The 11,887-nt window shown below is 70.2% G+C and carries 10 protein-coding genes; all 10 read right to left on the reverse strand.

Going from position 1 to position 11,887, the window contains the following annotated elements; translation table 11 throughout:
- Nucleotides 1-18 precede the first annotated feature (18 nt).
- Nucleotides 19-852: an MHYT domain-containing protein gene (locus G6039_RS04325; RefSeq protein ID WP_006934482.1), complete on the reverse strand. Its 834-nt coding sequence runs from the start codon at nucleotides 850-852 to the stop codon at nucleotides 19-21.
- A 157-nt stretch (nucleotides 853-1,009) separates the two neighbouring features.
- Entirely contained in the window at nucleotides 1,010-1,846 is an 837-nt protein-coding gene (locus G6039_RS04330; protein ID WP_006934481.1) for an MHYT domain-containing protein, read from the reverse strand.
- Nucleotides 1,846-2,400 (reverse strand): GTP-binding protein, encoded by a 555-nt coding sequence (locus G6039_RS04335; protein WP_006934480.1) that lies wholly within the window; start codon nucleotides 2,398-2,400, stop codon nucleotides 1,846-1,848. The genes G6039_RS04330 and G6039_RS04335 overlap by 1 nt, the downstream gene beginning before the upstream one ends.
- 13 nt (nucleotides 2,401-2,413) lie before the next feature.
- Nucleotides 2,414-2,788 (reverse strand): DUF742 domain-containing protein, encoded by a 375-nt coding sequence (locus G6039_RS04340; RefSeq protein WP_006934479.1) that lies wholly within the window; start codon nucleotides 2,786-2,788, stop codon nucleotides 2,414-2,416.
- Between the two features lie 13 nt (nucleotides 2,789-2,801).
- Nucleotides 2,802-3,218 (reverse strand): roadblock/LC7 domain-containing protein, encoded by a 417-nt coding sequence (locus G6039_RS04345; RefSeq protein WP_006934478.1) that lies wholly within the window; start codon nucleotides 3,216-3,218, stop codon nucleotides 2,802-2,804.
- The gene (locus tag G6039_RS04350; protein WP_200868111.1) at nucleotides 3,215-6,373 is read right to left on the reverse strand and encodes a sensor histidine kinase; all 3,159 of its coding nucleotides are present in this window, start codon (nucleotides 6,371-6,373) and stop codon (nucleotides 3,215-3,217) included. The genes G6039_RS04345 and G6039_RS04350 overlap by 4 nt, the downstream gene beginning before the upstream one ends.
- 338 nt (nucleotides 6,374-6,711) lie before the next feature.
- Nucleotides 6,712-8,745 (reverse strand): DNA topoisomerase (ATP-hydrolyzing) subunit B, encoded by a 2,034-nt coding sequence (gene gyrB, locus G6039_RS04355; RefSeq protein WP_006934474.1) that lies wholly within the window; start codon nucleotides 8,743-8,745, stop codon nucleotides 6,712-6,714.
- 166 nt (nucleotides 8,746-8,911) lie between these two features.
- Nucleotides 8,912-9,814 carry an alpha/beta fold hydrolase gene (locus G6039_RS04360; protein ID WP_043799104.1) on the reverse strand — a complete coding sequence of 301 codons (903 nt, stop codon included), beginning with the start codon at nucleotides 9,812-9,814 and terminating at the stop codon, nucleotides 8,912-8,914.
- Nucleotides 9,815-9,822: 8 nt separating this feature from the next.
- Nucleotides 9,823-10,911 (reverse strand): PDR/VanB family oxidoreductase, encoded by a 1,089-nt coding sequence (locus tag G6039_RS04365; protein ID WP_043799106.1) that lies wholly within the window; start codon nucleotides 10,909-10,911, stop codon nucleotides 9,823-9,825.
- Nucleotides 10,908-11,798, reverse strand: coding sequence for a metal-dependent hydrolase (locus G6039_RS04370; protein WP_029546805.1), 891 nt, complete (start codon nucleotides 11,796-11,798; stop codon nucleotides 10,908-10,910). Before G6039_RS04370 ends, G6039_RS04365 begins: the two co-directional genes overlap by 4 nt.
- Nucleotides 11,799-11,887: the final 89 nt, after the last annotated feature.

The following is an 11,887-nucleotide window of genomic DNA, read 5'->3' on the forward strand; positions in this document are numbered from 1 at the left end:
CGTCGCCCGGAATTCGCGTCACGATCGCGCCGGAACGGTCCGCGACGAGTCGGTGCCGTCGTCGTCGGTGGTCCAGCGGGCGAACTCCTGTTCCAGTGCCAGATCCCTCCGGCTGGGCGCGAGCAGCAGCGCCGCGATGGGCACGGTGAGAACGACGATGCCGAGCACGAAGGAGGGGAACAGCAGGGCGGTGACGGTCTGGCCCGCCGGCAGCGGGACGGTCGGGTCGACCTGGACGCGCACACCGGCCATGCCGGTGTAGTGCAGCGCCACGACCGCGCAGCCCATGAGCAGGGCGGCCGGTACCCGGAGCGTCCACCGGTCCGCGGCCTGCGCGAGCCACAGGGCGACCGTGGCCGCGACGACACCGATGGCCACCGAGGCCACGACGAACGCCGTGTCGTGCTCGAGCGAGCCCTGGATCCGGATGGCCCACATGCCGCTGTAGTGCATGAGGCTGACCGCCAGGCCCATCCCGACGCCGCCGACGAACAGGCGGACGAGAGACGGGACGCGGTTCACCCACGCGGCGCGGGAGCTCACGAGCCAGAGCCCGAACCAGGTGGCGGCCACCGACAGCGCGACGGAGAAGACGGTCGGTCCCAGCGCGTAACGGACCGCGGTACCCGGGACGTCGAAGCCCATCATCCCGATGAAGTGCATGAGCCAGACGGCCACACCGCCGACGGACAGGGCGGCCATGGCCATCCAGCGGCGGTGGCCGCGGCCGGTCGGGGCGATCAGCGCCTGGCGAGCGCAGGAGAGCCCGACGAACGATCCGACGACGGAGGTGGCATAGGCGAGGAAGAACACCCACATCCCCATGGAGAAGTGGTGCATTTCGTGCGACATCGTGACCTTCTGAGCGTGGCACGCGGAAGTCGGTCCGCACTCGTGCGGTGGCGCGCCACACCGAATCGATACGGGCTGCGACTTCGCCCCCTCGACAGCGATCGGAGCGTATCGCATCGATGTAATTCGCACGGGGGCAGGTCCCGCCCCCGTGCGCTCAGGTGGCCGGACGCCGGGGATCGGCCGGGCTGTGCTGCTGCGCCCACGCCTCGGCCTCGGCCTCCAGTGCGGCCGCCACCCGGTCGGGAGCCATGAGCAACGCCATGATCGGGACCGTCAGGATCAGCATGCCGAGCACGAACACCGGGAAGAGGACGGCGAACACCTCGACCCCCGACGGGGCCGCGGTCGCCGGATCCACCGTCACCTGCACCGCCGCCATCGCGAGGAAGTGCACGCCGATCACCGCCGCGCCGGCGAAGATGCTGCCGCCGATCCGCATCCACCTGCTGTCGGCGACCGTGACCAGCCACAGGACCACCACCGCGGTAAGGCAAGCCGCCACCACGGACGCCGCCACGTAGGTCAGGTCGTATGCGACGGTGCCCTGCAGTTCCATCGCCCACATGATCGAGTAGTGCACGCCGGCGATCCCGGCGCCGAGGACCAGCGACCCGCCCAGCAGCCGTGCCGCCACGGCACCGCGCGACGGCCGGGCCCGGCGCGACACCCGCTTCGGCTGCACGACCACCATGGCGACGAAGGCGGACACCAGCGCCACCGCCATCGAGAAGACGATGCCGAGCAGGTCGTATCGGATGATGCTGCCGTCCACCGTGAAACCCGCCATCGGCAGGAAGTGCGCCAGCCACACCCCGACGCCCCCGGTCGAGAGCGCGGCTCGCATCAGCCAGTACAGCCGCGCCCGTTCCGAACCGGCGGACAGCGACTTGCGGGCACTGGCCAGTCCCACGAGCAACCCGATCGCCGACGTCGCGTACGCCAGGACGATCACCCACGTGCCCATGCCGAACAGGTGCACGTGCGTGTCCATCAGGGCGCTACCGGCTGATGCAGCTTGCGCAGCGCGTACTCGGTGACCGTCACGAGCGCCGACTTGGCGGACTCGCGCTGCCGAGCGTCGATCGAGACGATCGGCACGTCCGCCGAGACCGCGAGGGCCTGACGGATGTCCTCGGTCGGGTACCGCGGGGCGTCGTCGAATTCGTTGATCGCGACGATGAACGGCAGGTTCCGGGCCTCGAAGAAGTCGACCGCCGCGAAACTCTCGTCCAGACGCCGGGTGTCGATGAGCACGATGGCACCGATCGCACCTCGGATCAGGTCGTCCCACATGAACCAGAACCGGTGCTGCCCCGGCGTACCGAACAGGTACAGCACGAGATCCTCGGCGAGGCTGATCCGGCCGAAGTCCATCGCGACGGTCGTGGTGGCCTTCTGCGGCGTCGCGCTCAGGTTGTCGACGCCGTCGCTGGCGTTGGTGACCAGCGCTTCGGTGCGCAGCGGAACGATCTCCGAGACCGCCCCCACCAACGTGGTCTTGCCGACACCGAAGCCCCCGGCGATCACGATCTTCGTCGAGGTCACCCGCTTCGGGGAGTTAGAGTTCGCGAAGTCCACTGAGGACCCTTTCAATCAGCTCACGACGCTCCGCGTCGCTCGAATCGTCTTTCAGGGTGGCCAGGATCCGTACGTGCCCGGCTTCGACGAGATCCGCCACGAGTACGCGCGCCACCCCGATCGGCACACCCACCCGCGCCGCGATCTCGGCGACCGACGGGGACTCTCTGCACAAAGCCACGATCGTGGCATTGATGTTGTCCAGGTCCCGGGCACGGTCGTCCGTGCCCGGGAGGACCTGGATCAGTGCCTCCAACGCCAGCTCGACCGCGGGGCTGGTCCGTCCCGAAGTCAGTGAGTACGGCCGGACCAGACTGGGCTGGGCCGGCGGCGACTCCGGCTTGCGTTCTTCCATGGCCACCTCGACGTCAGGACCCCAGACCGATGCGCGGAGTGGCCTCGACCGACGCCCCCACACGATCGACCAGGAGTGCCATCTCGTAACCGACCTGTCCGATGTCGCATTCCGAGGCGGTCAGGGTCGCAAGGTGCGAGCCGTCACCCACGCTCATCAGCAGCAGGTAACCGTGCTGCATCTCCACGACGGACTGGAGCACTCCGCCGCCCTCGAAGAGCTGGGACACGCCGTTGGACAGGCTGGCCAGGCCGGACGTGACGGCAGCGAGCTGCTCGGCACGGTCGACAGGCAGGTGTGCGCTGGCCGCCATCAGGAGGCCGTCCGCGGACACGAGCACGGCGTGCGAGACGCCGGGAACCTCGCGCGCGAAGTTCGACACCAACCAGTCCAGAGGACGAGTTACGTCGGATCCATGGTCAATGTTCATCGAACTCCCTGTTCGTCGGTCTGGGTGGACGCGTGCGCGGAGGCCCGCCCGTTGCGAACCCCTTGCTGGTGACGGCTCAGGTTGGCCCGGATGGCCTCCGGGTCGCGCCGCCGAACAGCCGGCACAGATCCGGTCGCCGGGGAGGCGACCGCACCGGGCACCAGCCTATGACCGGGTGCACGTCGCGGAAGACCCGCGGTGGTGAGTTGCTCCACCGGGGCTTGCGCCGCCTCCTGGGCGGCCCTCCAACCGACGTCCGCCCGCGAGTTCCACTCCGGCCGACGGTCCTCCGGCAGGCTCGTCGGATCGACGAGCCAGCTCGACATCATGTCGGCGAAGATCGGCGTGCCGGCACCCGGACGCAGCGTGTTGACGTCGGGCCGCGGCTGGAAGAACGCGGCCGTCTTGGCCGGGTTCGTCCGGTACCGATGCCGTGCGGCGCGGCCCGGCTGCCCGTCGGCTGCTGCGCTGCCGTGGCCGGCGGACGCGGCGGCCGGGTCTGCGGACTGCTCGGAATGCTGCTGCGGCAGGGAGGAATCGGCGGCGGCCGGCGGCGTCGGCAGCCCGGGAGTGCTCCCGGGGCGGCGCTGCGGCAGACCGTTGCCCGACGCACCGCTGCCCGACGCACCGTTCCCCGACGCACCGCTGCCCGGCACAGCAGCGGACGGCTGCGGCGACAGACCCGGCGTGGCACCCGGCCGGCGCTGCGGCAGACCATTGCCCGCGGACGACGGAGCCGGCTGCGGCGACAGACCCGGCGTGGCACCCGGCCGGCGCTGCGGCAGACCATTGCCCGCGGTGGCCGGAGCCGGCTGCGGCGACAGACCCGGCGTGGCACCCGGCCGGCGCTGCGGCAGACCGCTGCCCGCGGACGACGGAGCCGACTCGGGCGAGGCCGGAGCGGCCGCGGCGGGAGCAGGAGCAGACGAGACCGTCTCCGAGCGGCGCGGCGGCAGGACCGGCGTCGGACCGGGTTGCCGTCGGGGCAGTTCCGACAGCGGCGTGGGCTGGCGCGGCACAGGACCCGGGGTGACACCCGGCTGACGCTGCGGCAGACCGGGAGTCGAGCCGGGGCGGCGCTGCGGCAGACCGGGAGTGGTCCCCGGCTGGCGCTGCGGCAGACCCGCGGATGGCTCCGGAGGAACGGGTGCCGGCTGGCGCTGCGGCAGCGGCGATTCCGGCGCGGGGGTGCGTTCCGGCAGGGCCGGGGCCGCGACGTCGCGCGGCGGCCGCGGAGCCAGGGCCTCGGCCGGACGGCCGTCCTCGCCCATGCGCGGCTGCGGCCCGGTCTGCGACAGGGCGAGCGGCGAGACGAGGAGCACGTCGGGAATGTGGACGCTGGCGGTGATGCCCGGGTTGCGTGCGGTGTCGAACGTCGGGCGCAGCCGCACGGTGAGGCCGTGCCGCGCCGCGAGGCGCGAGACCACGAACAGACCCATGTGGCGGGCGGTGTCGGGACCGACCTCGCCACCGAGAGCAAGCCGCTCGTTGATCGCGTCGAGTTCCTCGGCCGGGATCCCGATACCGCGGTCGGCGATCTCGACGAGCAGGCCACCGTCGACGGCCCGGGCGAAGCTGAACGTCACGGTGCTGTCCGGCGGGGACGCCCGCAGCGAGTTGTCGACGAGCTCGGCGAGCAGGTGGACGATGTCCGTGGCGACCGTGCCGCTGAGTGCGCCTTCCGGCGTCGAGCCGATCTGGACGCGCTGGTAGTCCTCCACCTCGGACATCGCGGCACGCAGGATGTCACCGAGCTGTACGGGCGCGGAGTGGCCGCGCCGCATCCGGGTGCCCGAGAGGATCAGCAGGTTGTCGCCGTTACGGCGCATGCGCGCCGCGAGGTGGTCGAGTCGGAACAGGCTCTCGAGCCGGGCCGGATCCTTCTCCTCGTACTCGAGTCGTTCGATGAGGCCGAGCTGCTGCTCGACGAGCGACTTGCTGCGCCGGGCGAGGGTCTCGAACATGTCGTTGATCTGCAGGCGGAGGTGGGCCTGCTCGCCGGCGAGGCGCAGGGCCTGCCCGTGCATGTCGTCGACGGCGCGGGCGAGCTGGCCGACCTCCTCGGTCGTGTGCACCGGGACCCGCGTGAACTCGATGTCCTCGACGTTGTCACCCACCTTGATGCGGTCGATGGCGTCGGGGAGTTCCTGCCGGGCGACCTTGAGAGCGCCGTAGCGCAGGCGGCGGATCGGGCCGACGAGCGACCGCGACACGAGAAGCGCCAGGACGAGCGCGGCGAGCAGGGCACCGAGCACGATCGCGGTGTCGCGGAGGGCGGCGGAGCGGGTGTCGGAGGCGCGGGCGAGAACGGTCTCGCTGATCGCGTCGGACGCCTCGTCGATGAGGGTGCCGTAGACCTCGACGCTCTGCAGCAGCGACGAGCGCAGGTTCAGGATGGGCAGCGGCCCGTCGCCGGCGGCGTCGATCATCGCGGTGCGCTCGGCGACGCCGTTGCGCAGCTCCTGGATCTGGGCGTCGGACGCCGGATACGACCGGGCGAGCGTCTCGAGCATGGCGAGCTCGGAGCCGGACGCGGACACCAGGGTGGTGCCCGGCTGGTCCGGGTCCCGCAGGATCGCCACGATGCCCATCACCTGATCGAACAGGTAGCGCTGCGACGCCCAGGCGTCGACGAGCCGGGTGCCCTCGGCGAGCACGGACGGATCCTCGATCGGCTCGACGATCGCCTCGACGATGCGGATCAGGTCCTTGCGGATGGCATTGGTCTGCTCGTTGAGCTCGGGGAGCGGGATGTTGCCGGCCGCGATACGGTCTCGCAGCGCCTCGGCGGCGGCCACGGTGCGGGTGAGGTCCGCGGCGATGACCGGATCCAGCTCCGGATTCTGGGACACCGCCCGGACGCGTTCCAGTGTCGCGTCGAGGTTCTCGATCTCGTTCGTGATGCCGGTGCCGGCGGCCAGCGTCGCGGAGGCGGTACCGAAGGCGGTACCGAAGTCGACGAGGTCGGGCACGACGGCCACCTGGTCGGCAGCGGACGAGAAGTGGACGGCGTTGGAGAGCTCCTGCTGCACGCGCAGGCCGCCCAGCACCATTGCCACGGTCACGGGAACGGCGAGAACGGCGGTCACCTTCCAGCGAAGGCCCCACCCTTCGATGTTCCACCACCGCTGCCGAGGTGGCGATTCGTCACTCATCTTCACAGCTCACTTTCCACCCGGTTTCCGCCGCCGACCCACACCCGCGCCACACCGCTCGGTGTCGAGGAGGTGCGGCTGCGGGTGGAGTGGTCGGAAGAGACGTTCCTGAGTGCACGCACCATATCCGTCCGAGTGCGGATAACGAAAGGAGCACGACCACTCCCGGAACCGGCGGGAGTCGCGCCCCGAGCCGGTCACCGAGCCGAAAACTCTACCGACCAGTAACATTCGCGGCCCGGGAACGCGCACCCGACGCGCCGAAGGGCAGCGAAAGCGGTGGTGTGAACCTCGTCACACACCCCTTCCGCCGCCCTCTCCGGCGCCGCGGAACCCGGTCAGACGTCCAGGAAGCGAACGTCCTTGGCGTTACGGGTGATGAAACTGCGACGTGCCTCGACGTCCTCGCCCATCAGGATGCTGAACAGCTCGTCGGCTGCGGCCGCGTCGTCGAGCGTCACCTGACGCAGCACGCGCACGCTGGGATCCATGGTGGTCTCCCACAGTTCCTTGGCGTTCATCTCGCCGAGACCCTTGTAACGCTGGATGCCGTCGTCCTTGTTGATCTTCTTGCCGGCGGCGAGACCGCGCTCGAGCAGGCCGTCACGCTCCCGGTCGGAGTACGCGAACTCGGGCTCGGAACGCTGCCACTTGAGCTTGTACAACGGCGGCTGCGCCAGGTACACGTGGCCGTGCTCGACCAGCGGACGCATGAAGCGGAACAGCAGCGTCAGCAGCAGCGTGGCGATGTGCTGGCCGTCGACGTCGGCGTCGGCCATCAGCACGATCTTGTGGTAGCGCAGCTTCGCGATGTCGAACTCGTCGTGGATACCGGTGCCAAAGGCGGTGATGATCGCCTGGACCTCGTTGTTCTTCAGCACGCGATCGATGCGCGCCTTCTCGACATTGATGATCTTGCCGCGCAGCGGCAGAATCGCCTGGTACATCGAGTCGCGTCCCGACTTCGCGGAGCCACCGGCGGAGTCGCCCTCGACGATGTAGATCTCGGACTTGCTCGGGTCGTTCGACCGGCAGTCCGCCAGCTTGCCGGGCAGCCCGCCGAGATCGGTGGCGGACTTGCGCCGGACCAGCTCGCGCGCCTTGCGGGCGGCGACGCGGGCCTGCGCGGACGAGACCGCCTTCGTCACGATGGTCTTCGCGTCGGCCGGGTTCGCCTCGAGCCAGTGCGACAGGTGCTCGTTGCAGGCCTTCTGCACGAACGACTTGACCTCGGTGTTGCCGAGCTTGGTCTTGGTCTGGCCCTCGAACTGCGGTTCGCCGACCTTGACCGAGATGATCGCGGCCAGTCCCTCGCGGATGTCGTCGCCGGTGAGGTTCGGGTCCTTGTCCTTGAGGAGCTTCTTGTCCTTCGCGTACTTGTTGACCACCGAGGTCAGGGCCGCGCGGAAGCCCTCCTCGTGGGTGCCGCCCTCGTGGGTGTTGATCGTGTTGGCGAAGGTGTGGACCGACTCGGAGTAGCCCGAGTTCCACTGCATCGCGACCTCGAGCTCGTGGCCGGTGCCCTTCGCGGTGAAGCCGACGACCGAGTTGTGGATCGGCTGCTTGGTGCGGTTGATGTGCCGCACGTAGTCCTCGAGGCCACCCGGGTAGTGGTAGACGCGGGTCTTGACCTTGTGATGCTGCTCGGCCTCGGCCTGTTCCTGCTCCTCGGCCTTCTTCGGTGCCTCGGCGAGCTCGCTGACGACCTCGTCGGTGACCTCCTCGGGGGCGACCCGCTCGTCGGTCAGCGTGATCGTCAGGCCCTTGTTGAGGAACGCCATCTCCTGCAGGCGCCGCGCGACCGTCTCGAAGTTGTAGGTCGTGGTCTCGAAGATGTCCGGGTCCGACCAGAACCGGACGGTGGTGCCGGTGGCCCGCGTGGGCTCGCCCCTGATCAGTTCGCCGGGCTTCGACGACAGGTACGTCTGCTCCCAGTGGTAGCCGTCGTTGTCGATCTCCACCTCGAGCCGGGTGGACAGCGCGTTGACCACCGAGATGCCGACGCCGTGCAGACCGCCGGAGACGGCGTAGGCATCGGAATCGAACTTGCCGCCCGCGTGCAGCTGGGTCAGCACGACCTCGACGGTCGGGATGCCGGAGGCGTGCATCCCGACGGGGATGCCGCGGCCGTCGTCGACGACCTGCACGCCGCCGTCCTCGAGGAGGGTCACCTCGACCTTGGTGGCATGGCCGGCCATCGCCTCGTCGACCGAGTTGTCGACGACCTCCCAGATCAGGTGGTGCAGGCCGCGCTCACCGGTGGAACCGATGTACATGCCGGGGCGCTTGCGCACCGCCTCGAGACCCTCGAGGACGGTGATGGAGGAAGCACCGTACTCACTGTTGCTCTTGTTCGACTTCTGGGCAGCCACGGGTTGGTAGCTCTCCTTCTTCCGCCTGGGTCTCGCGCACACGCGCACGCATTCGGAATTCATCCTACTGCCCGGAAGCGTACTTGCCCCGTCCGACACAGGACGGGCCGCCGACGCCGCTCACCGGCCCGCAGGCGCGGCGTCGCGAGTACGGGAGGGTGAATCGCTAGGGCGACGAGGTTCGGACAGTGTGCCGCGCCTCGACGTCGCGCACGAAGCGCGCGGTCGCGGCCGCGAGCTCCCCGGCATGCGAGCGCGGCGACCAGTGCCCGGCGTCGAGCGGTTCCCGGCGCAGATCGGTGACCCACTTCTCGGTGTCCTCGTACCCGACCGGCCGCACCGCCCGGTCCCGCAGGCCCTGGATCAGCTGAACGGGGACGTCGGTGCGCCGCTCGCGCGGCGCGCGGAGCCGCCGGCGCAGGTTCGCCCGGTACAGCTTCAGGCCGTGCACCATGTCGTCGGCGAGCGTGGGCGCGACGGGTCCGATCAGGGCCGGGTCGGAGCGGTCGAAGAACCCGACGAATCGGGGCCAGTGCCGGGAGAACCACCACCGCAGCGCGGGCACGGGCAGGCCGGGGGTCTGGAACAGCACCGTGTAGGACGACGCCACGGCCTGCTCGAGCGGGCCGAGCGGGCGCCGCTCCCCCAGCCGGCGACGCATCCACAGCGCGAGGTGGTCGAGGTTCGGCCCGGACACCGAGGTGTACGACGCGATCCGCTCCGCCGCCCCGGGTTCGCACACGGCCTCCCAGCCCAGCACCGACCCCCAGTCGTGCCCGAGCAGGTGCACCGGCGCGTCCGGGCTCACCGCGTCGATCACCGCGAACAGGTCCGCGGCGAGCAGTTCGAGCCGGTAGGCCGCGACGTCGCGCGGCACGGTCGACGCGCCGGCACCGCGGTTGTCGAACCGGACGATCCGGAAGTCGCCGGCCAGCGCGGGCACCACGCGGTCCCACAGGGCATGCGTGTCGGGCCAGCCGTGGACCAGCACGAGGGTCGGCCCCTGCGGGTTGCCCTCCTCGACGACGTGGAGGCGGACGGCTCCGTTCGTGACGGTACGAGTGGTCATGTTCTCCCTCAGAGGTCGAGTACGAGCCGGCCACCGTCGGCGCGCGAGACACAGACGAGCATCTCCTCGCGACGTTCCTCGGGGGTGAGCCGGTTCTCGCGGTGGTCGGGGGTGCCGGACAGGACCCGCACCCGGCAGGTTCCGCAGAACCCCTGCCGGCACGAGTAGCCGATGCCGGGCCGGCGCCGGCGGATCACTTCGAGCGCCGATTCGTCGGCTGGGACGGCGAGCACCTCTCCGGTGCTCGCCAGTTGGACCTCGAAGGCCCGGCCGTCGACGACGGGTGGGGCACCGAACCGCTCGAAGTGCAGGGCCGACGCCCCCGTGGCGTCGATGCCGGCACGCACCGCGTCCAGCATCGGGGTGGGCCCACAACAGTAGACGGCCCCGCCGGCGGGGGCGCCGGCGAGCAGGTCGGCGCCCGTCGGCGTGCCGTACTCGTCGTCCGGACGTACGAAAACCCTTGACGGATCCCATGTTCCGATCTCGTTGAGGAACGGCATCGCGGCCCGGGTGCGTCCGGTGTAGACGAGCCGCCAGTCCATTCCGGCACGGTCCGCGGCGCGGGTCATCGCCAGGACGGGAGTGATGCCGATCCCGCCGGCGACGAACAGGGCCGCACCCTCGGCGACGAACGGGAACCCGTTGCGCGGACCGCGCACGGCCACCGGGTCGCCCGGTTCGAGGGCATGCATCTCGAGCGACCCGCCCCCGCCGCCGGGGATCCGGCGAACCGCGACGGTGTAGCGGGTGCGGTCCTCGTGATCGCCGCACAGCGAGTACTGCCGTCGCCGCCCGGAGGGCAGATGGAAGTCGAGGTGGGCACCCGGGTGCCACGCCGGCAGCTCGGCGCCGCCGGGGGCACGCAGCGTCAACCGCACCACGTCGCCGTCGGCCGTCACCGGGTCCTTTTCGGTGACAACCAGATTCAGCTGCAGATCGGGGTCCCCGGCACCGGCGGCGCCGTCGTAGCCGAGAGCCGTGACGAGACGCAGGTAGCTCTCCACGACGGATCCGAGCAGGCCCATCGCACGGTCGGTCCGGTTCCGCCCGTGCAGGTCCGACGGGCGACGGTGCCGCGGCAGCACCCCGGTCATCGGGCTGCCGCCCGGGCCGCGGGGGAGGACGCCAGATAGCGGACCGCCTGACCGGTCGAGCCCTCGTGGCTCGGGTGGTACGAGCGGTGGAAGTACCGCGACATGCGCCTGCCGAGGTCCACCGGGCCGGGTAGCGTGCCGCGGCGACTCGCCGCCAGCCAGTCCGAAAGATGGGGTGCACGCACATGTTTCGATGCACGCGCCAGGTCCGGGTCGTGGGCCATGAGGAATCGGGCACCGCGGATCCACAACCACACGAGGACCGGGGTGACGAGGAGCTGGGTGCGGATCCGCCGGGCCTCCCCGGGGTCGAAATAGCGCATCACGTCGTAGGCGACGCTGCGATGCTCGACCTCCTCGGCGCCGTGCCAGCGCAGCAGGTCGAGCATGGTCGGATCGGTGCCCGCGGCGTCGAGGCCCTTCGCATTGAGGACCCAGTCCCCGAGGAACGCGGTGACGTGCTCGACGGCGGCGATGATGGCGAGCCGCTCGACGAGGTAGTTCTCCGCGCGCAGTCCGGTCAGCGGTCGCCGGCCGAGCAACCGGCCGAACAGCCACCGCATCTGGTCCGTGAACGGGGTGGGATCGAGACCCTTCGACTCGAGTTGCTCGAGTACCCCCTGGTGAGCGTGGGAGTGCACCGATTCCTGGCCGATGAATCCCACGACGTCTTCGCGCAGTTGTTCGTCCTCGATGAGCGGCAGCGCCTCCTTGAACGTCTCGACGAACCACTCCTCCCCCGCCGGCAGCAACAGATGCAGGACGTTGAGCACGTGGGTGCTGAACGGATCGCCCGGCACCCAGTGCAGGGGCAGCGTGCTCCAGTCGAACTCGACGTTGCGGGCCTGGAGCAGGACGCGGTCCGGTTCGATGAGTGGTGTGGACATGGACGTACCTCCCGATGCGGACGTGTGCGGCAGCGCACAACCGGCTGATTTCAACGTAACATCGGGTTACATATAAATCCAGGGTCGGA

This window comes from Rhodococcus aetherivorans, assembly GCF_011058165.1.
Lineage (GTDB): Bacteria > Actinomycetota > Actinomycetes > Mycobacteriales > Mycobacteriaceae > Rhodococcus > Rhodococcus aetherivorans.

Bases quoted from the DNA above. Each gene is read 5' to 3' on its own strand.
- G6039_RS04340 (WP_006934479.1), bottom strand. From the start codon at position 2,788: ATGGAAGAACGCAAGCCGGAGTCGCCGCCGGCCCAGCCCAGTCTGGTC.
- G6039_RS04360 (WP_043799104.1), bottom strand. From the start codon at position 9,814: ATGACCACTCGTACCGTCACGAACGGAGCCGTCCGCCTCCACGTCGTC.
- G6039_RS04365 (WP_043799106.1), bottom strand. From the start codon at position 10,911: ATGACCGGGGTGCTGCCGCGGCACCGTCGCCCGTCGGACCTGCACGGG.
- G6039_RS04325 (WP_006934482.1), bottom strand. From the start codon at position 852: ATGTCGCACGAAATGCACCACTTCTCCATGGGGATGTGGGTGTTCTTC.
- G6039_RS04350 (WP_200868111.1), bottom strand. From the start codon at position 6,373: ATGAGTGACGAATCGCCACCTCGGCAGCGGTGGTGGAACATCGAAGGG.
- G6039_RS04345 (WP_006934478.1), bottom strand. From the start codon at position 3,218: ATGAACATTGACCATGGATCCGACGTAACTCGTCCTCTGGACTGGTTG.
- G6039_RS04330 (WP_006934481.1), bottom strand. From the start codon at position 1,846: ATGGACACGCACGTGCACCTGTTCGGCATGGGCACGTGGGTGATCGTC.
- G6039_RS04370 (WP_029546805.1), bottom strand. From the start codon at position 11,798: ATGTCCACACCACTCATCGAACCGGACCGCGTCCTGCTCCAGGCCCGC.